Annotated in this window: 7 protein-coding genes; 2 read left to right on the top strand and 5 right to left on the bottom strand. The window is 44.2% G+C overall.

The features are described 5' to 3' along the window. Positions 1-3: 3 nt before the first annotated feature. The 5 genes from ACK1I8_RS06015 to proS form a co-directional block, all read right to left on the bottom strand. The gene (locus ACK1I8_RS06015) at positions 4-16,683 is read right to left on the bottom strand and encodes a PKD-like domain-containing protein (RefSeq protein WP_412468435.1); all 16,680 of its coding nucleotides are present in this window, start codon (positions 16,681-16,683) and stop codon (positions 4-6) included. A 460-nt stretch (positions 16,684-17,143) separates the two neighbouring features. After that, entirely contained in the window at positions 17,144-17,758 is a 615-nt protein-coding gene (locus ACK1I8_RS06010; RefSeq protein WP_412468434.1) for a Crp/Fnr family transcriptional regulator, read from the bottom strand. Between the two features lie 114 nt (positions 17,759-17,872). Continuing rightward, positions 17,873-18,718 (bottom strand): TIGR02757 family protein, encoded by an 846-nt coding sequence (locus ACK1I8_RS06005; RefSeq protein WP_412468433.1) that lies wholly within the window; start codon positions 18,716-18,718, stop codon positions 17,873-17,875. 213 nt (positions 18,719-18,931) lie between these two features. Beyond that, a complete protein-coding gene (locus ACK1I8_RS06000; RefSeq protein ID WP_412468432.1) occupies positions 18,932-20,071 on the bottom strand; it encodes a cystathionine gamma-synthase in 1,140 nt (379 codons plus the stop codon). Between the two features lie 200 nt (positions 20,072-20,271). After that, the gene (gene proS / locus ACK1I8_RS05995) at positions 20,272-21,744 is read right to left on the bottom strand and encodes a proline--tRNA ligase (RefSeq protein ID WP_412468431.1); all 1,473 of its coding nucleotides are present in this window, start codon (positions 21,742-21,744) and stop codon (positions 20,272-20,274) included. Positions 21,745-21,940: 196 nt separating this feature from the next. Between proS and ACK1I8_RS05990 the strand changes: the two genes are divergently transcribed. Together ACK1I8_RS05990 and ACK1I8_RS05985 are read left to right on the top strand one after the other, a co-directional pair. Then, a complete protein-coding gene (locus ACK1I8_RS05990; protein ID WP_412468430.1) occupies positions 21,941-22,948 on the top strand; it encodes a hypothetical protein in 1,008 nt (335 codons plus the stop codon). 21 nt (positions 22,949-22,969) lie between these two features. After that, positions 22,970-24,499, top strand: coding sequence for an OmpP1/FadL family transporter (locus tag ACK1I8_RS05985; protein WP_412468429.1), 1,530 nt, complete (start codon positions 22,970-22,972; stop codon positions 24,497-24,499). Positions 24,500-24,562 lie beyond the last annotated feature (63 nt).

Here is a 24,562-nt window from a genome sequence, read left to right as displayed (position 1 = left end):
CCATTAATTTTTAAATGCCCTGATTAGGGTAATATAACCTTTAAATACTTTCCATTCATTACTTCCTCCCTTTCTGGCGCGTAATAGGTAATAATAGGTTCCTTCATTCAAACCTTCACCCGTCCAGTTATTCTGGTAACCTTTGGCACGGAACACCTCATTACCCCATCTGTTAACAATGGTAATGTCGTTCTCTGCAAATTCAGCCAGTCCGTTAATCTCGAACGTATCATTTATGCCATCCCCATTTGGTGTAAACAGGTTCGGAATCAATAAATCGCTACCTGTTATAATAGCTGCATCTGCCTTTACCATATTATTATTTGATACCGGATCTGGCTGATCTGCTTTTACAGTTGCCGTGTTATTTAACGGGCCGGCAGCCAAGGTTCTCGACTTAAAGGTTAGCGTTGCGCTCTGATTTAAATCTAAACTTTCAATCAACCATACAAAATCTCTGCTGCTAGTTGTATAACTTGTTGTACCTATAGTAACCGTAATTTCTTTAGGTGCATCAATAATTGTCGAAAGTTTATCCGTAATGATAATTCCCGTTGCCCTATTAGGTCCTTTATTGGTTACCGTAATTTTATAGGTTACATCATCACCGGTTTTAATATCAGTTTTGGTTAGCAACTCTTTTGTAACAACTAAATCAGCTGATTTATCTACATTGATAAGTGCTTCCGGCATAATCGTTGTTCCTGTTGCACTCGTCATTACAGCCACATTTTTTATGGTATTGTAGCTGTTTACATCAGGTGCAACTTTCACATCAAAAGTAAATACTGTACTTGAGTTGGCCTGCATGTTAATCTTCCATTTTAAAGTATTGCCTGTAACAGTACCATAACCGGAAACTGAATTCGGAACATAGGTTAAGCCTGCAGGAAGTTCATCAGTGATGGTTACACCATTTAATGCAGAGCCACCTGTATTTTTAACCTGAAGCGAATAAGTTAAAATTTCGTTGGCCTGTGCTTTGCCGTCTTTATTGCCCTTATTATCAGTAACTGATTTACTACCTTCCAACATTCCATCAGTTGGAATTGATACAGATGGATTTAATGGCGTTAAAATATTTGCAGGATCAGTTACGGTGGCGGTATTATCAATACTTAATACACCTGAAGGAATAACGGCATTAACAGTTACTTTAAAGCTAACCTTTACCTGTCCGTTAGCCGGAATAGTTAAATTATTCCAATTTAATGTATTGCCCGCCAGTACTCCACCCTGGTCTGCACTTGCATTGAGATAAGTGGTATTAACCGGAATTGCATCTATAATCTTTACCCCTTTCCTAGCTGTATTTCCGTTATTATTAACCGTTATACTATAGGTTAAAACCTCATTTGATTCGGCCTTTCCATTGTTGTTGGCATCGGAAACTGTTTTTGAACTCACAATTTTTGGCAGTTCCAAAACGGTTGGATAGTCATTATCTTCTTCAGTTCCTGAAATATCTGAAACCAGGGTTCCACTCGGCGTTTTAGCCGTTAGTGTAGCCGTGTTTCTTACAGAGCTTGCATTTTTCTCTGCCTGTGTAATGGTGTAAACTGCCGTGGCCACTGCTGTTTCATCAGGTGCAATACTTGCTGGTGAGAAACTAAGCGTTGATGAAATTTTTGGATCAAGCAAATTGAAATTATTTAAAGTAACGTTACCTGTATTTTTTGCTGTAAAAGTATAGGTAATCGAATTGCCATCAGCACTTAAAACACCTGTTTTTACCAAAGTAAGAGCTGGTGTTTCTTTGATCAGGAATATAGTTGCATCATCAGGAGCCAAAGTTCTTGGATCGTCTGAAAGTTTACTTAACTTGTTTGAACCCGAATATCCGGCAACCAAATTAGCCTGATTTACAAACCTTCCATTATCAATTTCTGGTTGTGTTAAGGTGTGTCTGGCTATAATTAAAGCAGTTTCGGAAGGTTCAAGTTTACTGATCATAGCAGGTGTTATACTTCCCGCGTCGGCCCCGTCATCGGTTACCACAATATCGGTCAACGTTACATTACCAGTATTGGTAACCTGAATACTGTACTCAATTACTTTAACCACACCTGCAGCGTTAGCAAATGCTTTAGTAAATCTTAATGATGGATTGGCTACGATCGGGCTGAAAGTTGCGTCATCTGGTGCAGGAGTTGATGGATCGTCAGATACTTTGACAATCGTATTTCCTTTAGGATCTTTGGCACTTGCATTTACCTGATTGCTAAAGCCACCAGCATTTACGTCACTTTGTTTCACTGTATGCTTAGCCGTTATATTTACAGTAGCACCTGGCAATACAGAAGCGATATTTGATGGCGTTAAACTGCCGGCATCTGCATTTGCATCAATCAATGCGATATCGGTTAAAGTTACATTTCCTGTATTTTTGAAGGTAATGTTGTAACTGATCACATCGCCGGCCTTAGTTGCACTATTGGTAGCAGATTTGGTTAAAGTAAAACCAGGCGATAAACTTAATTGTGTTACGGTAGGATTATCATTAGAATAATCAGTTCCCGAAACATCTGTAACAGTATTTCCAGCCGGAGTTTTGGCAGTTACAGAAGCTGTATTAGTAACTAAACCAGCATCTTTATCGCTTTGCGTTAATACATAAACCTGTTTATAGGTAAAGTTTGTACCTACTGCCAGTACATTAGGGAAAGTTTGATTTAAACCCAACTTGGCATCGGTTAATATAATACCATTTAATTCTACATCGCCAGTATTTGTAACCTTGAAAGAATAAGTGATACTATTGCCATCAGCACTTAAAACACTTGTTTTGACAAGAGCAATCTTTCCTTTTAACAATTGCGTTGTAACAGTTGATTGATTATTGGTATTATCTGGATCTGTTGATGTAGCAGTTGAATTTAATGCTACACTATTTACCAGTCCAGCTCCGGTATAAGTTGAAGCAACGCGGGCATTAACGATCAGACTAACCTGTTGACCAGCCGGTAAATCAGTGGTAAGCGTAAAAGTTTTTCCTGTTGAATTATAGTTTCCGCCAATTGCGCTGTAACTTACATTATCTAATCCCGCTGGAAGATTTTCTATCAGCCCTATAGAGTCTCCGCTTAATACTGTAGCAGGCCCGTTGTTTTTGATTGTGATGGTATAGCTGATATTGCCATTGTTTTCAACACCGGTTACGTTGGCAACTTTACTTACCTGCAGATCCGTGATCCAATTCGGGATATTTACCGTAACAATTGCTGTTGACGTTTTCGCCAAATTCAATTTATCGGTAATTTGATAAGTCAATGTATAAACTCCCGGAAGCGTTCCTGCTGCAACATTTACCTTTCCTGTTGCTGCATCAATATTTATTTTCGGATTCGAAGTTGAAACCTGATTGATTACTACGGTAGCTAGTGTTGCAGTTGAAACATCATTATACTTGTCGTTAACAAGAATATTATCTACAGCTACCCCACCAATGAAACCATTTGCCGTTCCAGTATCGTCTTTGGCCAAAATTATATTTGTGCCAACCGTAATGGTTATGGTGCCCGTTTTGGTTTGACCAGGGTTCAGTTTATCTTCTATCTGGTAAACCAGCGTATATGTTCCTGCCGGGGTGTTCGGCGCAACGTTCACCTTGCCGTTGGTTACATCAAGCGTAACATTAGGATTGGTCGTTGAAACCTGTGAAAGGTTTACCTCATTAAGTGTAACAGGACTTCCGTTGTAGGTATCGTTAGCCAACACATTTGTAACTGCCGTTCCACCGGTAAAGCCGTTTGCATTTCCTGAATCGTTGGTGACAGCCAATGCAGGCGCGCCAACTGTGATAGTTACGTTAGCCGTTTTAGTCTGACCTGGATTCAGTTTATCTTCTATCTGGTAAACCAGCGTATATGTTCCTGCCGGGGTGTTCGGCGCAACGTTTACCTTGCCAGTGGTTACATCAAGCGTAACATTAGGGTTGGTCGTTGAAACCTGTGAAAGGTTTACCTCATTAAGTGTAACAGGACTTCCGTTGTAGGTATCGTTAGCCAACACATTTGTAACTGCCGTTCCACCGGTAAAGCCGTTTGCATTTCCTGAATCGTTGGTAACAGCCAATGCAGGCGCGCCAACTGTGATAGTTACGTTAGCCGTTTTGCTTTGACCTGGATTCAGTTTGTCTTCTATCTGGTAAACCAGCGTATATGTTCCTGCCGGGGTGTTCGGCGCAACGTTCACCTTGCCGTTGGTTACATCAAGCGTAACATTAGGATTGGTCGTTGAAACCTGTGAAAGGTTTACCTCATTAAGTGTAACAGGACTTCCGTTATAGGTATCGTTAGCCAACACATTTGTAACTGCCGTTCCACCGGTAAAGCCGTTTGCATTTCCTGAATCGTTGGTGACAGCCAATGCAGGCGCGCCAACCGTAATGGTTATGGTGCCCGTTTTGGTCTGACCCGGGTTCAGTTTATCTTCTATCTGGTAAACCAGCGTATATGTTCCTGCCGGGGTGTTCGGCGCAACGTTCACCTTGCCGTTGGTTACATCAAGCGTAACATTAGGATTGGTCGTTGAAACCTGTGAAAGGTTTACCTCATTAAGTGTAACAGGACTTCCGTTGTAGGTATCATTAGCCAACACATTTGTAACTGCCGTTCCACCGGTAAAGCCGTTTGCATTTCCTGAATCGTTGGTAACAGCCAATGCAGGCGCGCCAACTGTGATAGTTACGTTAGCCGTTTTGGCCTGACCAGGGTTCAGTTTATCTTCTATCTGGTAAACCAGCGTATATGTTCCTGCCGGGGTGTTCGGCGCAACGTTTACCTTGCCAGTGGTTACATCAAGCGTAACATTAGGGTTGGTCGTTGAAACCTGTGAAAGGTTTACCTCATTAAGTGTAACAGGACTTCCGTTGTAGGTATCGTTGTCCAACACATTTGTAACTGCCGTTCCACCGGTAAAGCCGTTAGCATTTCCTGAATCGTTGGTGACAGCCAATGCTGGCGCGCCAACTGTGATAGTTACGTTAGCCGTTTTGGTCTGACCTGGATTCAGTTTGTCTTCTATCTGGTAAACCAGCGTATACGTTCCTGCCGGGGTGTTCGGCGCAACGTTCACCTTGCCGTTGGTTACATCAAGCGTAACATTAGGGTTGGTCGTTGAAACCTGTGAAAGGTTTACATCGTTTAATGTAGGAGCTATTGAAGTTCCATTATAACCATCATTAGAAAGGACGTTATTTACTGCCACTCCTCCCAGCAAACCATTTACATTTCCCGAATCATCCTGAGCCGATAATATTCCTGTAGCAACATTTACCTTAACCGTTGCGGTCGAAACTTTGGAGGCATCCAGTTTGTCGGTGATCGTATAGGTCAACGTGTAAATACCAGCAGGGGTATTTGGAGCTACGCTCACCTTGCCCGTAACCGGATCAAGGTTTACCTTGCCGTTGCTGTCGTTCGTACCGTTGGTGATCGTTACATCTGTTAAAGTTGGTGCAGTCGTGGTGCCGTTATAGTTGTCGTTCGCCAATACGTTCGCGATTGCTGTACCGCCGGTTACCGAGTTCGCGGTTCCCGCATCGTCCTTCGCCAGGATCGAGCCCGAAGCCACCGTCACTTTTACCGTTGCAAGTGAAGTTTTAGCAGCATCCAGTTTGTCGGTGATCGTATAGGTCAGCGTGTAAACACCAGCAGGGGTATTCGGAGCGACATTTATTGCACCTGTAGCCGGATCAAGGTTTACCTTGCCGTTGCTGTCGTTCGTGCCGTTGGTGATCGTTACATCTGTTAACGTTGGTGCAGTCGTGGTGCCGTTATAGTTGTCGTTCGCCAATACGTTTGCGATTGCTGTACCGCCGGTTACCGTGTTCGCGGTTCCCGCATCGTCCTTCGCCAGGATCGGGCCCGAAGCTACCGTCACTTTTACCGTTGCAAGTGAAGTTTTGGCAGCATCCAGTTTGTCGGTGATCGTATAGGTCAGCGTGTAAACACCAGCAGGGGTATTCGGAGCGACATTTATTGCACCTGTAGCCGGATCAAGGTTTACCTTGCCGTTGCTGTCGTTCGCACCGTTGGTGATCGTTACATCTGTTAAAGTTGGTGCAGTCGTGGTGCCGTTATAGTTGTCGTTTGCCAATACGTTCGCGATTGCTGTACCGCCGGTTACCGTGTTCGCGGTTCCCGCATCGTCCTTCGCCAGGATCGGGCCCGAAGCTACCGTCACTTTTACCGTTGCAAGTGAAGTTTTAGCAGCATCCAGTTTGTCGGTGATCGTATAGGTCAACGTGTAAACACCAGCAGGGGTATTCGGAGCGACATTTATTGCACCTGTAGCCGGATCAAGGTTTACCTTGCCGTTGCTGTCGTTCGTACCGTTGGTGATCGTTACATCTGTTAAAGTTGGTGCAGTCGTGGTGCCGTTATAGTTGTCGTTTGCCAATACGTTCGCGATTGCTGTACCGCCGGTTACCGTGTTCGCGGTTCCCGCATCGTCCTTCGCCAGGATCGAGCCCGAAGCCACCGTCACTTTTACCGTTGCAAGTGAAGTTTTAGCAGCATCCAGTTTGTCGGTGATCGTATAGGTCAGCGTGTAAACACCCGCAGGGGTATTCGGAGCGACATTTATTGCACCTGTAGCCGGATCAAGGTTTACCTTGCCGTTGCTGTCGTTCGCACCGTTGGTGATCGTTACATCTGTTAAAGTTGGTGCAGTCGTGGTGCCGTTATAGTTGTCGTTTGCCAATACGTTCGCGATTGCTGTACCGCCGGTTACCGTGTTCGCGGTTCCCGCATCGTCCTTCGCCAGGATCGGGCCCGAAGCTACCGTCACTTTTACCGTTGCAAGTGAAGTTTTAGCAGCATCCAGTTTGTCGGTGATCGTATAGGTCAACGTGTAAACACCAGCAGGGGTATTCGGAGCGACATTTATTGCACCTGTAGCCGGATCAAGGTTTACCTTGCCGTTGCTGTCGTTCGTACCGTTGGTGATCGTTACATCTGTTAAAGTTGGTGCAGTCGTGGTGCCGTTATAGTTGTCGTTTGCCAATACGTTCGCGATTGCTGTACCGCCGGTTACCGTGTTCGCGGTTCCCGCATCGTCCTTCGCCAGGATCGAGCCCGAAGCCACCGTCACTTTTACCGTTGCAAGTGAAGTTTTAGCAGCATCCAGTTTGTCGGTGATCGTATAGGTCAGCGTGTAAACACCCGCAGGGGTATTCGGAGCGACATTTATTGCACCTGTAGCCGGATCAAGGTTTACCTTGCCGTTGCTGTCGTTCGTACCGTTGGTGATCGTTACATCTGTTAAAGTTGGTGCAGTCGTGGTGCCGTTATAGTTGTCGTTCGCCAATACGTTTGCGATTGCTGTACCGCCGGTTACCGAGTTCGCGGTTCCCGCATCGTCCTTCGCCAGGATCGAGCCTGAAGCTACCGTCACTTTTACCGTTGCAAGCGAAGTTTTAGCAGCATCCAGTTTGTCGGTGATCGTATAGGTCAGCGTGTAAACACCAGCCGGGGTATTTGGAGCGACATTTATTGCACCTGTAGCCGGATCAAGGTTTACCTTGCCGTTGCTGTCGTTCGTACCGTTGGTGATCGTTACATCTGTTAAAGTTGGTGCTGTCGTGGTACCGTTATAGTTGTCGTTCGCCAATACGTTTGCGATTGCTGTACCGCCGGTTACCGAGTTCGCGGTTCCCGCATCGTCCTTGGCCAGGATCGGGCCCGAAGCTACCGTTACTTTTACCGTTGTAAGTGAAGTTTTGGCAGCATCCAGTTTGTCGGTGATCGTATAGGTCAACGTGTAAACACCAGCAGGGGTATTTGGAGCTACGCTCACCTTGCCCGTCGCCGGGTCAAGGTTTACCTTGCCGTTGCTGTCGTTCGTACCGTTGGTGATCGTTACATCTGTTAAAGTTGGTGCTGTCGTGGTGCCGTTATAGTTGTCGTTCGCCAATACGTTTGCGATTGCTGTACCGCCGGTTACCGTGTTCGCGGTTCCCTCATCGTCCTTGGCCAGGATCGCGCCCGAAGCCACCGTCACTTTTACCGTTGCAAGTGAAGTTTTGGCAGCATCCAGTTTGTCGGTGATCGTATAGGTCAGCGTGTAAACACCAGCAGGGGTATTTGGAGCTACGCTCACCTTGCCCGTAACCGGATCAAGGCTTACCTTGCCGTTGCTGTCGTTCGTACCGTTGGTGATCGTTACATCTGTTAAAGTTGGTGCAGTAGTGGTGCCGTTATAGTTGTCGTTCGCCAGTACGTTTGCGATTGCCGTGCCGCCGGTTACCGTATTCGCGGTTCCCGCATCGTCCTTCGCCAGGATCGCGCCCGAAGCTACCGTTACTTTTACCGTTGCAAGTGAAGTTTTAGCAGCATCCAGTTTGTCGGTGATCGTATAGGTCAGCGTGTAAACACCAGCAGGGGTATTTGGAGCTACGCTCACCTTGCCCGTCGCCGGATCAAGGTTTACCTTGCCGTTGCTGTCGTTCGTACCGTTGGTGATCGTTACATCTGTTAAAGTTGGTGCAGTCGTGGTGCCGTTATAGTTGTCGTTTGCCAATACGTTCGCGATTGCTGTACCGCCGGTTACCGTGTTCGCGGTTCCCGCATCGTCCTTCGCCAGGATCGAGCCCGAAGCCACCGTCACTTTTACCGTTGCAAGTGAAGTTTTAGCAGCATCCAGTTTGTCGGTGATCGTATAGGTCAGCGTGTAAACACCAGCAGGGGTATTTGGAGCGACATTTATTGCACCTGTAGCCGGATCAAGGTTTACCTTGCCGTTGCTGTCGTTCGCACCGTTGGTGATCGTTACATCTGTTAAAGTTGGTGCTGTCGTGGTGCCGTTATAGTTGTCGTTTGCCAATACGTTCGCGATTGCTGTACCGCCGGTTACCGTGTTTGCGGTTCCCTCATCATTCTTAGCCAATAGCGCGCCAGAGGCTACCGTCACTTTTACCGTTGCAAGTGAAGTTTTAGCAGCATCCAGTTTGTCGGTGATCGTATAGGTCAACGTGTAAACACCAGCAGGGGTATTTGGAGCTACGCTCACCTTGCCCGTAACCGGATCAAGGCTTACCTTGCCGTTGCTGTCGTTCGTACCGTTGGTGATCGTTACATCTGTTAAAGTTGGTGCTGTCGCGGTGCCGTTATAGTTGTCGTTCGCCAATACGTTTGCGATCGCCGTGCCGCCGGTTACCGTGTTCGCGGTTCCCGCATCGTCCTTCGCCAGGATCGAGCCCGAAGCTACCGTCACTTTTACCGTTGCAAGTGAAGTTTTAGCAGCATCCAGTTTGTCGGTGATCGTATAGGTCAGCGTGTAAACACCCGCAGGGGTATTTGGAGCGACATTTATTGCACCTGTAGCCGGATCAAGGTTTACCTTGCCGTTGCTGTCGTTCGTACCGTTGGTGATCGTTACATCTGTTAACGTTGGTGCTGTCGTGGTGCCGTTATAGTTGTCGTTTGCCAATACGTTTGCGATCGCCGTGCCGCCGGTTACCGAGTTCGCGGTTCCCGCATCGTCCTTCGCCAGGATCGAGCCCGAAGCTACCGTTACTTTTACCGTTGCAAGTGAAGTTTTGGCAGCATCCAGTTTGTCGGTGATCGTATAGGTCAACGTGTAAATACCAGCAGGGGTATTCGGAGCGACATTTATTGCACCTGTAGCCGGATCAAGGTTTACCTTGCCGTTGCTGTCGTTCGCACCGTTGGTGATCGTTACATCTGTTAAAGTTGGTGCAGTCGTGGTGCCGTTATAGTTGTCGTTTGCCAATACGTTCGCGATTGCTGTACCGCCGGTTACCGTGTTCGCGGTTCCCGCATCGTCCTTCGCCAGGATCGAGCCCGAAGCCACCGTCACTTTTACCGTTGCAAGTGAAGTTTTAGCAGCATCCAGTTTGTCGGTGATCGTATAGGTCAGCGTGTAAACACCAGCAGGGGTATTTGGAGCGACATTTATTGCACCTGTAGCCGGATCAAGGTTTACCTTGCCGTTGCTGTCGTTCGCACCGTTGGTGATCGTTACATCTGTTAAAGTTGGTGCTGTCGTGGTGCCGTTATAGTTGTCGTTTGCCAATACGTTCGCGATTGCTGTACCGCCGGTTACCGTGTTTGCGGTTCCCTCATCATTCTTAGCCAATAGCGCGCCAGAGGCTACCGTCACTTTTACCGTTGCAAGTGAAGTTTTAGCAGCATCCAGTTTGTCGGTGATCGTATAGGTCAACGTGTAAACACCAGCAGGGGTATTTGGAGCTACGCTCACCTTGCCCGTAACCGGATCAAGGCTTACCTTGCCGTTGCTGTCGTTCGTACCGTTGGTGATCGTTACATCTGTTAAAGTTGGTGCAGTCGTGGTGCCGTTATAGTTGTCGTTTGCCAATACGTTCGCGATTGCTGTACCGCCGGTTACCGTGTTCGCGGTTCCCGCATCGTCCTTCGCCAGGATCGAGCCCGAAGCCACCGTCACTTTTACCGTTGCAAGTGAAGTTTTGGCAGCATCCAGTTTGTCGGTGATCGTATAGGTCAGCGTGTAAACACCCGCAGGGGTATTTGGAGCTACGCTCACCTTGCCCGTCGCCGGGTCAAGGTTTACCTTGCCGTTGCTGTCGTTCGCACCGTTGGTGATCGTTACATCTGTTAAAGTTGGTGCAGTCGTGGTGCCGTTATAGTTGTCGTTCGCCAATACGTTTGCGATTGCTGTACCGCCGGTTACCGTGTTCGCGGTTCCCGCATCGTCCTTGGCCAGGATCGGGCCCGAAGCTACCGTTACTTTTACCGTTGCAAGTGAAGTTTTAGCAGCATCCAGTTTGTCGGTGATCGTATAGGTCAACGTGTAAACACCAGCAGGGGTATTTGGAGCTACGCTCACCTTGCCCGTCGCCGGGTCAAGGTTTACCTTGCCGTTGCTGTCGTTCGCACCGTTGGTGATCGTTACATCTGTTAAAGTTGGTGCAGTCGTGGTGCCGTTATAGTTGTCGTTCGCCAATACGTTTGCGATTGCTGTACCGCCGGTTACCGTGTTCGCGGTTCCCGCATCGTCCTTGGCCAGGATCGAGCCCGAAGCTACCGTTACTTTTACCGTTGCAAGTGAAGTTTTAGCAGCATCCAGTTTGTCGGTGATCGTATAGGTCAACGTGTAAACACCAGCAGGGGTATTTGGAGCTACGCTCACCTTGCCCGTCGCCGGGTCAAGGTTTACCTTGCCGTTGCTGTCGTTCGCACCGTTGGTGATCGTTACATCTGTTAAAGTTGGTGCAGTCGTGGTGCCGTTATAGTTGTCGTTCGCCAATACGTTTGCGATTGCTGTACCGCCGGTTACCGAGTTCGCGGTTCCCGCATCGTCCTTGGCCAGGATCGGGCCCGAAGCTACCGTTACTTTTACCGTTGCAAGTGAAGTTTTGGCAGCATCCAGTTTGTCGGTGATCGTATAGGTCAGCGTGTAAACACCAGCAGGGGTATTTGGAGCTACGCTCACCTTGCCCGTCGCCGGATCAAGGCTTACCTTGCCGTTGCTGTCGTTCGTACCGTTGGTGATCGTTACATTAGTTAAATTCGCTTGTAATACTCCCCCATTATAGGTGTCATTAACCAAAACATTTACTACCGCTATTCCGCCGGTTACTGAATTGGCGACACCGTTATCATCTACAGCTAATAAACAAACTGGAACATTTACAGTAACGGTAAAAGGATTGCCAATGCAGCCCCCTGTTATGGTAGCTTTTGGTGTTACCGTGTATATTATCGTTTGCGCTACATTGCTGGTATTGATCAGAGTTTGATTAATAGTATTACCTGATCCACTTATAGCACCGGTTACATTGCTATTAGAGTTAATGGTCCAGATAAATGAAGCGGGAATAGCATTTCCACCATTTGTAGTATTATTGATATTTGCAGTTTGAAGGTTATAGCTAAAATTACCTAAACAATTAAGCGTTTTAGTATCATTAAATCCTTTTGGCGTTTGATAAATCGTAACCGCAGCTGCTGTACGACTTACACTTTCGCATCCGTTAACGGTCTGGCTCGCATAATATGTTCCGCTGGTTAACGCGGTGGTCGATGCCAGGGCCGTTCCACCTGTTGACATGCTATACCATTTGATCCCGGTTCCGCTTGCCGTTAAATTAGCAACCGTCGCATTGGCAATTTCGCAAAAAGTCTGGTTAGCTGATGTAGGTGCAGGAGTAGCGGTGATGCTTACCGTAATCTGCGCTCGACTTGTACTTTCGCATCCGTTAACGGTCTGGCTCGCATAATATGTTCCGCTGGATAATGCGGTGGTCGATGCCAGGGCCGTTCCACCTGTTGATGTGCTATACCATTTGATCCCGGTTCCGCTCGCTGTTAAATTCGCAACCGTTGCATTGGCAATTTCGCAAAAAGTCTGGTTAGCTGATGTAGGTGCAGGAGTAGCGGTGATGCTTACCGTAATCTGCGCTCGACTTGCACTTTCGCATCCGTTAACGGTCTGGCTCGCATAATATGTTCCGCTGGTTAACGCCGTGGTCGATGCCAGGGCCGTTCCACCTGTTGACGTGCTATACCATTTGATCCCGGTTCCGCTTGCTGTTAAATTCGCAACCGTTGCATTGGCAATTTCGCAAAAAGTCTGGTTAGCTGATGTAGGTGCAGGAGTAGCGGTGATGCTTACCGTAATCTGCGCTCGACTTGCACTTTCGCATCCGTTAACGGTCTGGCTCGCATAATATGTTCCGCTGGTTAACGCGGTGGTCGATGGCAGGGCCGTTCCACCTGTTGAAGTGCTATACCATTTGATCCCGGTTCCGCTTGCTGTTAAATTCGCAACCGTTGCATTGGCAATTTCGCAAAAAGTCTGGTTAGCTGATGTAGGTGCAGGAGTAGCGGTGATGCTTACCGTAATCTGCGCTCGACTTGCACTTTCGCATCCGTTAACGGTCTGGCTCGCATAATATGTTCCGCTGGTTAACGCGGTGGTCGATGGCAGGGCCGTTCCACCTGTTGAAGTGCTATACCATTTGATCCCGGTTCCGCTTGCTGTTAAATTCGCAACCGTTGCATTGGCAATTTCGCAAAAAGTCTGGTTAGCTGATGTAGGTGCAGGAGTGGCGGTGATGCTTACCGTAATCTGCGTACGACCACTTTCACAGCCATCAGCATTTGTTTGGCTCGCATAATAGTTACCGCTTGTCAAGGAGCTGGTAGGTGCCAAAGCCGTTCCACCAGTCAATGTATTATACCATCTAATATTACTTCCTGAGGTAGTAACCAGGTTCGCAACCTTAGCATTAGAAATCTCGCAGAATGTCTGGTTGCTTGCTGTTGGTGCAGGAATTGCCGTTTTTACAATAACATTGAAACTAAAAGTTGCACCGCTACAGCCATTATAGATCGGCGTTACAGTGTAACGTACAGTTGCATCAGCTCCGGAAGTATTTAATAAGGTTTGAGAAATCGGGCCTGCTACAGCTGTAGATTGGTCCGAAAAGCCTGAAGCAGTTCCAGTTATCAGCGCCGCTGTCCAGGTGTAGGTTGTTCCATTTACATTGCTATTTGGTGTAACACTAAATGCTGAAGATGAACAAACGGTTGTTCCGGTTGCGGAGCCTGTTAGTGTAGGCACCACATAAACCGTAATAGTAAAAGTATTCCCTGCGCATGATGCATAGGTTGGGGTAACTGTATATATTGCTGTTTGCAACGTTGTACCCGTGTTGTTTAAGGTTTGATTTACTGCAGACTGACCTGTGCCAGCTGTTCCGCCAGTAATATTTGATGATGACAGTGAAGGAGCCGACCAGGTGTAAGTTGTTCCATTGGGTGCATAAACCGGGTTAAAGCTAAAGCTACCATTTTTGCAGATATAATATGTTTGGTTGGCAATTACCGGACGCGGCGTTACCGTTATGGTTGCGGTTCCAGAAATGGCGTTGGTACAACCATTACCAGAGACAATTGCACGGTAAATAGTAGTTGCCTGAATGTTAGAGTAACTTAAAGTCGTAGTGGTATTAGTAATCTGTGTCCAGTTGATATTATCGGTTGAGGATTCCCAACGTACAATAGTTGCAGGTGCACCTGTCAAAGTGAGGGTCCCGTTAGATCCCGAACATACCGTTCCTGATCCAGAAATGGTTCCAGTTGGGTTAATAGTTACCGTATAATTTGCACTTCTACTTCCACAAGGACTAGCTGCTACGGCTGTTATGGTTGCTGTACCATTATAGTTGGCAGACCAGGTTACGGTTCCGGTTGCTGCATCAATAACGCCCGAATTAGCCGGACTGATACTATAGGTGATACCTGTAGTATTGGTTGCCGTGGCAATATAACTTTCTACACCAGCCCCCTGGCAACGTGTAGAACTTAAGTTTGCTGCAAATAATGGGTTTGAGGCCGGAGGAATAACCGTTACCGATCCAAGTGTAGTGGTAATGGTAGAAGAAGCATAAGTTGCTTTTATCGTATAATTGTAGCTTCCCGCTGTTGACAATGTACCACCGTTAATGGTTAAAATGGTATTGCCATTAGAAGTACTGGAATTAAAACTTAAACCCGCAGGTAAACCAGTAACCGATACAGTCGGTGTTCCAGTAATGAGATAGGTAATCACACTGGAATTACTGCCTACACAAATCGATTGTGCGTCTGTTCCTGCTGCCGACGTCAATGTGATACCAGCCGGAACAACACTTGCTGATGCTGTATTATTCGACAATACGGGATCAGCTTGAGGACCGGTCACCGTAGCCGTATTATTATAATTGCCTGAGCTCTTTACAATAGCTTTTATGGTTAATGTTACCATCTGACCAGCAGCCATATTTCCAATTGACCATAAACCTGTCGTTGGATCGTATGTTGTTCCGGCAGTTGTGGTATTCGAAACATAGGTATATCCTGAAGGCAGAATATCGGTAGCTGACACACCGATAGCATTACCGGTACCTGTCACAGCTCCGGAAGCTATATCCGAATTCTTCACCGTAACCGTAAAAGTAACCGTCGACCCTTTTGCAGGTGTTGGATTATCAACGCTTTTATTCAGTATCAGATCAATATTACACAAAGCAAGTGTTACCGGTAGTGATTGCGAACTCACGCCACATTCTAACATTGAAGTAACGGTGTATGAGCCAGATAACGGAGCGTGATAGGTTGATGAAGTCTCACCAGGAATTTCAACACCATTAAAATACCATTTGAAAGGGGCAACACTGCTCGGATCGGCACTCAATAAAGCAGATGCACAATTTTCTATTATGGATGTCGGTCTTAAAGTTTTCTCCGGAAAGGGCGTCAGAAAGTTCGACATCGAAAAATTGCTACCCGATTGCACCATGGCAACCGTTATCCTGCTGTTGCTGGTAATAAAGTAAGAATCTGGATTACCAATGTTACTATTGTTAAAATTAATGGCGTAAGCTCCTGTGCTTCCCAACTGCCTACGCGCACTTATTCCACTAATGGTTTCAATATCGGTGTTGGTATAAACCGGATTACCACCAGTGGTTGTGATATAGACTTTATCTGTGGGACTTTTAGTAACCAAGTAAGCAAAATAAGGCAGGTCTGCTGAGCCATTGGATCTGAATTTTGATGTCTCAGCCTTTAATGAGCCTCCGCAAGAATTTAAAGGTGACAGCGTAGCAATATCAACCTCACATTGGTCGGCGGTTCCAGAATACGCTACAACATTTTTTGTAGCTACAATTCTTGATCCCGAAAATGGGTCACCTACCTGAACATTTCCAGTCCCATTTCCGGTCGAAATACCATTTGGAAAAGTAATAAAACTCCCTGCTGCAATGAGATTATAATTATTGGTTGTTTGAAGAACACCGTTATGGTCAAAATTCATGACCGATACGTTCGTATTAGCCTCAGTGGCAATTACGGTTGTTTGCTCAGCTGTTTTATTACCTCTCCCCCTGATTACCACATAATCACTTCCCAGCGAGCTTACCGGTGGAACGGGATTATAGGCACCATCACCACAGGCTTCAGGCGCATCAACATTTATACCTGTATTCATTACTGCCGGGCCAGATGTTTCCACCAAACTACCCATTGCAGCCTGCAAGATATAACTCTGGCCAGCATTTAAGGTGGTAATGGCAACACCGTTCAGTTTAACCGTAGTATTGTTCTCAATAGCCATTACGCTATAAACCGGCCTAACCGTTGAAACATTAGACGCAACGGTGTTCAAATCCCCATCCCGATAATATCCTACTCTAAAGTTATTACCGATAGCTGCATCTCCAAAACTAAATAGCGAGGCATTTCCTTTAATATACTGGTCGTTTACCTCGTTATAATTTCCTACCGGAATGTTATCTGAAGCAATGTTTCGCACATTAACTGCGATGGGATTATCTCCCGTTACAATAATTCCAGCAGCATTTAACACGGTGTTGATGCTATTTTTTGAAAGCCCTATCGGATCTCCAGCAAACCTGTAAACTGCCGGATTACCGGGTGTAGGATTTAAAGTGGTAATCAATGTACCATCACTCTTCTTTACCGTAGCGGTGGTACCCGCAGTATTGGTAGATACAACAATTTCGTTCGCGTTACTCCAATACTGCCATGGAGCCGGAGCAATATAATGTGTTTTGTAAGTCTGAGCATGAACTGAAAACGCTGAAAATATCAAAAATAACAACAGGGCTGTTAATTTGAGATAGTTTTGTTTGAGGTAACCTGAGAAGAGGAGCTGTGTAAAGTTATTCATTTTCCACTATGGGATATTGGGTAATTATTACTTAAATTTTGTTGGTCCAATGGTCATATATCCACTAAAAAGCAGGGTTTTTAAAACAAATCCTCTGCTTGTATGTTGGCATATCAGGTTAAGAAATATTACTGAAAATGAACTCACTTGTAGGAGAATAAAATGGTTTAAAAACCAGTTTTGGAGTTTGAAAACGGATGCTATTTTCAACACAAAAAGCCAAAAACTGTCTTTTCAATACTACAAAGTAAAGGAAAAAAGATAACATGAGATCATACTTCTGGTCGTCGAAGTCTGCAAAGAAGTGTTTTATTGATATAAATCAACAGAAAAGTTTTGACATGTATTACTAATAATACATTTCAGAAATAAATTTAATTTTCGAAAATAGAAAACTCATCGTATGGGACGAAATTTTTCGTGCCCGAATTAAATTGTGCCAAAGGTTTTTTAAGGGTGATTAGATCTTACTCCGGATACGGCTTAGTGTTTCTAACCTGATGGCCAGAAAGGAAGCAATATATTTTAGCGAAACGCGATTGATCAGATCCGGAAAAGAATCCAAAAATCGTTTATATCTTTTCTCTGCAGAAGAAATTCTGCACAAATAGGCCCGCTCCTCTGCAGAACGATAATATATTTCCATCATCTTTCTGCCTATAATGTTTGCTTCTGTAAAGTTTTCGTACAGATATTCTGATAAAACATGCGGAATGGCAATTAGATCAACATCTTCTAAGGCCTGCAGATATTCTTCCGATTCGCTCTCAACCCATAAATTACGTATCGTTCCAACTACTTCATTTTCCTTCGCAATCCAGGTGGTAATTTCGTTGTCTCCATCCTTTATAAATCCCCTAACCACTCCTTTTACTATCAGGAACAGAAATTTATTTCGATCAAGAGGTGAAACGAGGTATTTATTTTTCTTATAGCTCACCGGAAATGTATGCTGATTGATGCGGCTCTCTATCTCATCATTTATCGGATGGAACTTTTTAAAAATATCGATCAGTGGAGAAAAATTATTGTATTTCTTCCACCTATCCTCATCAGAAAAATTAACTGCGATCATAGAAATTACGGTTCAGATAGACAATTTTCTCTTTTTAAAGAGATTTACCGCGTAATAATAAGAACATTGATTTAAAAAACGAAGCTTTTTAATCACTTATAATTTTAAAATACACTAGAATGCCTTCTCCACGCCAAGTCCAAATAATGCAAAGTCATACTTAACCGGATCCAGTGGGTCAAATTCTTTTAAATGACCCGTTAACTCTACAGCGGTTAACCAATCTGTCTGCTTTCGGTTGATGAGCCCTAGCAATCGCCCCACCCTGTCTACATGCACATCGCATGGACAAATCAGATCTTTAGGATTTAGTGTATCCCAAATACCAAAATCGACACCTTTTTCATCATCTCTCACCATCCACCTTAAAAACATATTTAAACGCTTGCAGGTTGATTTTTGCTGTGGCGAAGAAATATGCTTTTTTGTACGGTGCGGAAAATCATCCAGCGAAAAGAAATAGTTCCTGAAATAATTGAGGCATTGTTCAATAGAAGCCGGCAGCTGTCCGGCTAAACAGATCTTTGGAACAGCATCTGTCAATTCATCAGCCATCTCCGGACGGGCAGCAGGTAATATATCCTGCTGAGGTAAAAAGGCCTGTTCTAAACTATCAAAACGACCATAATGCATTTTAAAGAACGAAATAAAGTATAGTAAATCCGTATCGTTAAAAGTGCGGTGCTTAAAATCCAGTAAACGTTTTAAATCATTGTCACTATGGTGAAGCACAAAATCGTGAGGTGCATTATCCATCCGGTTAAGCAGCTCCCGGCATTTACTGATAATCGTTTTCCGCTGCCCCCAGGCCAAAACCGCAGCAAAAAAACCAGCAATTTCAATATCCTGTCTTTTCTCAAAAAGATGCGGAATACAAACCGGATCGTCAGCGATAAAATTTGGGCTGTTATACTGTTCAACTTTACTATCGAGGAAATTCTTCAGCTCCAGAAATTGCATACAAGTAATTATTTAAACAAGAATAGCAGCACAACAGCGGCTACCTAAACCGGATTGAAACGGTATCCTTTTTTGTTTTTCGGATTTAATGAATCAAGCATTTTAACAAAAAAGATATAGTGTAAAGCCGGACAAACATAAAATTTAGAACAGCACTTGCTTTTTAAGAAAATAAAACCGGGCAAATGCTTTCCATAATGCCCGATTGAAATTTTAGGCCAATGCCTTTTCGAGATCTTCTAAAAGATCTTCGATATCTTCTACCCCAACACTTAAACGAAGTAGGTTATCGGTTACCCCTACCTTTTCTCTTTCTTCTTTAGGAATAGAACCATGTGTCATGGTAGCCGGATGATTAATTAGTGATTCAACCCCACCCAACGATTCGGCAAGGGTAAATACTTTAAAATTAGAGGAGATCCTAAAGGTTTCTTCCAAATCCGCCCCTTTCAGTGTAATGGAAATCATCCCTCCAAAACCTCGCATCTGTTTTCTAGCCACTTCATGATTTGGATGATCTTCGAAACCCGGCCAATAGATTTTATCAACCTTTGGATGTGTTTTTAAATAATGTGCGATACGCTCCCCATTTTCGCAATGAGCTTTCATTCGAAGGTGAAGTGTTTTAATGCCTCTTAAGACCAAAAAAGCATCCTGCGGACCAGGTGTTGCACCACAGGCATTATATATAAACCAAAGATCTTTATACAACAGCTCATTATTGGTTACCAAAGCTCCCATTACCACATCAGAGTGGCCGCCAATATATTTGGTTACCGAATGCATCACAATATCAGCGCCTAAATCGATAGGATTCTGCAGGTATGGCGACGCAAAAGTATTATCAACGGTTAAGATTAAATTTTTCTCTTTGGTAATTTTTGCTACGCCTTCAATATCAATAATCTGCATGGTTGGATTGGTAGGGGTTTCTATCCAGACCAATTTTGTTTTATCATTAATGTACGGCAGCATATTTTCTGGCTTAGAAAGATCCAGAAAATGGAACTTAATTCCGTATTTAGTATAAATTTTAGTAAAAATACGGTACGAACCACCATAAAGATCATTTCCGGTAATTACCTCATCGCCCGGTTGCAATAATTTCAATACGGCATCAGTGGCTCCCATCCCGCTGGAAAAGGCTAATCCATATTTGGCATTCTCCAAAGCAGCTAAACAATCTTCCAAGGCTTTACGCGTAGGATTGGTTCCTCTTGAATACTCATACCCTTTATTATCTCCGGGAGATTTTTGCCAGTAGGTAGAGGTTTGGTATATAGGTGTCATTACCGCACCGGTGGTTGGATCAGGCTCCTGGCCCGCGTGTATGGCTTTAGTAGCGAATTTCATTTTTTAAGGTTTGAGATGTGAGAAATTAAATTTGAGACATGAGATTGCATTTTCTGTAAAATATAATCCCCCTCTTATATCTAACTAATCTATTAAAATCATTATTCAGAAAATTCAAACTTCTGATTAACAATTCTGAACTTATTTTAAAAACGTGACCAAGGAGATTCAGGACTCCTAAGTCACGACTCAGGACTGACCTAATATGCTCTTGCAAATAATACCCTTTGTATAGATGCCTTTCCGGAATATATACAAACACCATCTTCCAGTTTATTGTTTAACGGAATACAGCGTATAGTTGCTTTGGTCTCTTCTTTTATTTTTTGCTCCGTTTCCGGTGTTCCATCCCAATGTGCCGAAATAAAACCAGCTTTGGTATCTAACAATTTCTTAAATTCTTCGTAACTGTTGGCTTCGGTAATATGCTCATCGCGGTAAGCCAATGCTTTATCAAACATACTTTGCTGGATATCTTCCAATAATTTGGCGATGTAAATGTCCAGGCCTTCCTGTGGTACCGTTTGTTTAACTTTGGTATCTCTTCGGGCAATTTCTACCGTTTTGTTTTCCAGATCACGGCCGCCAATCGCGATGCGCACCGGCACACCTTTCATTTCGTAATCTGCAAATTTAAAGCCCGGGCGTTGTGTATCACGGTCGTCATATTTAACTGAAATGCCCATACCTTTTAACCGCAGACTTAATTCATTTACGTATGCTGAGATTTTGGCCAGATCCTCATCACTTTTATAAATCGGAACAATTACCACTTGCACCGGCGCCAACTTTGGTGGAATAACCAATCCGGAATCATCACTGTGCGCCATAATTAATGCACCCATTAAACGTGTAGAAACACCCCATGATGTAGCCCAAACATGATCGAGTTTTCCATCTTTCCCCGTAAATTTAACATCAAAAGCTTTTGCAAAATTCTGACCTAAAAAGTGCGATGTACCAGCCTGTAAAGCTTTACCATCCTGCATTAAAGCTTCAATGCAATAGGTATCCAGCGCACCTGCGAAACGCTCATTTGGTGATTTGCGCCCTCTGATTACCGGAACAGCCAACCAATTTTCTGCAAAATCAGCATAGATATGCAACATGCGTTCCGTTTCCTCAATTGCCTCTTCTGCGGTAGCATGGGCCGTATGTCCCTCCTGCCATAAAAATTCAGCTGTACGAAGAAACAGCCGGGTACGCATTTCCCATCTTACCACATTCGCCCATTGGTTGATCAGTATCGGTAAATCGCGGTATGATTGAATCCATCCCTTGTAAGTATTCCAGATAATGGTTTCTGAAGTAGGACGCACGATTAATTCCTCTTCCAATTTGGCAGTTTCATCAACCACAATATTGCCATTACCGTCATTTTTTAGTCGATAATGTGTTACAACGGCACATTCTGTCGCAAAGCCCTCAACGTGAGACGCTTCCTTAGAGAAAAATGACTTTGGGATGAATAATGGAAAATAAGCATTCTGATGGCCCGTATCTTTAAACATTTTATCCAGTATGGCCTGCATTTTTTCCCAAATAGCATAACCATTAGGCTTTATAACCATGCAACCACGCACAGCAGAATGCTCTGCCAGATCCGCTTTTAACACAATATCATTATACCACTGGGAGTAATCAGCTTCCCTACTTGTAATTTCTTTGCTCATCTTATGTATTTGGAACGTAATTTGTACGTTAAAAAGTGTAAAATTAAATGGCAAATTTATAAATTTATGCCTACAAACGATTAACAACAACCTTAAATATTTTACAGCCGTTTTCCGATCAAAAAAATAGGCAATAATTAGCTACTTTTGATTTGTTTATTAAAGAAGTAAACGCACACAACTAAATATAAACACAATGAAACCAATTAAATTTTTACCCATTGTCATGATTGCCACCGCAGGAATGGTGGCCTCATGCTCAACATCAAAATTGGCTCAAACTAAGCCCGTCGATGATGTGTATAACTCTGTAGCGAAAGCCAGAGAGGTGGAAGTTGTTCTTCCTTCTCAAAATCAGCAAGCACAGTATCAAAACAACGGTCAGGAAGAATATGACGAGTATTATGGAACAAGCAATCCATATTACGATATGGATTATGCTTCAAGGATCAACCGCTTTCATAACGGATACAGCTTTCAGGGATATTATGATCCCTATTTTGATAATTATTATTACGGAAACAGTTATGGCCCTTCTAACTATCTGGGTTTTGGTTTAGGCTGGAACAGTGGTTATGGTTTAGGCGGATGGGGCGGTGGCTTCGGTTATGGCGGATGGGGCTTCGGCAGCATCTGGAATAATCCGTTCTATTATGGTAATTACGGCTTTGGCTGGAACAACCCTTGGGCATGGAACGCCTGGGGGCCTTACTCCTATTACGACCGTTTTGGTTGGGGCGGCGGATATTACGGCGGAGGCTGGGGTATCGGAGGCGGATACTATGGTGGCGGCGTGTATACCAATAACAATTTCAGACCAAGACCCGGAAGTAATGACAGAGGCACACCTAGATTTGGCAATGGCACTAACGTAGGCAGACCGAGCAGAAGTGGCATGGTTAACCAGAATGGCGGAGTATCCTATGCACCCAATAACAATGCCGGCAGACCGGTAAGAAACCAGGGTGGCTATACCCAAAATGATGGTATACAAAGTGGCAGACCAACCAGAAATAATAGCTATTCACCTCAGCAAGGTTCACAAAGTAACAGACCTACAAGAAATGACACCTATACTCCTCCTGCAAGAACCGAAAGCAGGCCAAGTTATTCTCCTCCACCATCATCATATGGCGGCGGCGGTGGCGGCTCTACTGGTGGTGGAGGCGGTGGCTCAAGACCGTCAAGAGCTGGAAGAGGTTAATTATAAAATCTAAACACACAAATGAAAAAAATAATCTTTGCTTCTCTAGTAGCTACAGTAGCTGCTATGGGAACAACATATGCCCAAAGTTATGCACCTGATGCATTCCGTTTCTCTCAAACCAACTATGGTACCTCCGCCCGGTTCAAAGGAATGGGCGGTGCACAAATTGGTGTTGGTGGCGACATTGGTTCAATTAATGCCAATCCTGCTGGTTTAGGCTTGTTTACCAAATCAGAATTCAGCATTACGCCTGAATTTAATTCCGTATCGAACAATAGTGCATACCTGGGAAATAATACGAAAGCCGATAAAAGCCAGATTAACCTGAACAATATTGGTGTGGTGTTTTATAGCCCCGCAGCTAAAATGAGAGGATCGGATGTAGACAAAGGTTTAGTCAGTACCGTATTTGGTTTGAGCTATACCCGTAATAATGATTTTTTAAACAACATCAGTTATAATGGCACCAACACAAACAGCTCTATCAGGGATTCTTATGTAGACCAAGCGAACAATTTTGGTATCAGCAACAGTATTGCTGGCGACGCATACAATAGTTTCCTGATCAATAAAAATACCCCGACTTTTCCAAACCAATATTCTGCTGAGCCTTACAATAACGCCAGTTTTAAACAAAACTGGGATGAATCGCGTTTAGGTTCCACTTCAGAATTTAATGTGGCTGGTGCGTTAAATTTTGGCAATAAGGTTTACATTGGCGCTACCGCAAGTTTTGTTAACGTCAGATACATCAGCGATGCGACCTTTACAGAATCAGGCATTGTTAATTCCTACAATGATGGCGATGCCATACCAACCTACAATGGAAACGAAAATTACAGTCTCAATCACTTCCGGAATCAGGAAACCAAAGGTGGTGGCTTTAATTTAAAATTAGGAGCTATTTTCAGACCGGTTAGTGAATTGAGGATCGGTTTAAATTTTCAGACCCCAACATGGATGAATATTGAAGATAACACTAGTGAGACCTTACAGGCTACTACTGCGGGAAATGCAAATACAGGACCAACCAAATCAAACAATCCAACTCAATATTATACATTCACATATAATTTACGTACACCGCTTAAAGCTTCGGCAGGTATCAGTTATGTAATTGCCAATACTGCGTTAATATCTGCTGATGTTGATTATGTAGATTATTCTTCTATGCGTTTTTCTGATTCTAATGGATCTGACCGGACAACCATCAGTGACAATAATGCATTTATTAAAGCATCTTATAAAGAAGCTATTAATTATAGAGTTGGTGCTGAGGTAAAAGTAACCAACGAATTTAGTTTACGCGCAGGTTACGGTGTAAATGGAAACGGTGTTAAAGGTGGTGATAACAAGTTCTACCAGGGCCAATACTACACGGGTGGATTAGGTTACCGTATTGATAATTATTATTTTGATCTTGCATACCAGAACTATAAAACAAACTTTAGCTCAAGCCCTTATTTGTTAGACGATTATAGCGAGCCGGTTGCTGATGTTAAAAGCAATAGAAATAACGTGTTCTTAACTTTTGGAGTGAGATTTTAATACTAATATTAGTATTTTAAAAGGCTTTGGTAAATTTACCAAAGCCTTTTTTGTTCCTAAAAA

This window comes from Pedobacter sp. KLB.chiD (assembly GCF_047040275.1).
Classification (GTDB): domain Bacteria; phylum Bacteroidota; class Bacteroidia; order Sphingobacteriales; family Sphingobacteriaceae; genus Pedobacter.
The sequence above is the reverse complement of the archived record's forward strand: the minus strand, read 5'-3'. Positions and strand labels throughout refer to the sequence as shown.

Bases quoted from the DNA above. Each gene is read 5' to 3' on its own strand.
- ACK1I8_RS06015 (WP_412468435.1), bottom strand. From the start codon at position 16,683: ATGAATAACTTTACACAGCTCCTCTTCTCAGGTTACCTCAAACAAAAC.
- ACK1I8_RS06010 (WP_412468434.1), bottom strand. From the start codon at position 17,758: ATGATCGCAGTTAATTTTTCTGATGAGGATAGGTGGAAGAAATACAAT.
- ACK1I8_RS06005 (WP_412468433.1), bottom strand. From the start codon at position 18,718: ATGCAATTTCTGGAGCTGAAGAATTTCCTCGATAGTAAAGTTGAACAG.
- ACK1I8_RS06000 (WP_412468432.1), bottom strand. From the start codon at position 20,071: ATGAAATTCGCTACTAAAGCCATACACGCGGGCCAGGAGCCTGATCCA.
- proS (WP_412468431.1), bottom strand. From the start codon at position 21,744: ATGAGCAAAGAAATTACAAGTAGGGAAGCTGATTACTCCCAGTGGTAT.
- ACK1I8_RS05990 (WP_412468430.1), top strand. From the start codon at position 21,941: ATGAAACCAATTAAATTTTTACCCATTGTCATGATTGCCACCGCAGGA.
- ACK1I8_RS05985 (WP_412468429.1), top strand. From the start codon at position 22,970: ATGAAAAAAATAATCTTTGCTTCTCTAGTAGCTACAGTAGCTGCTATG.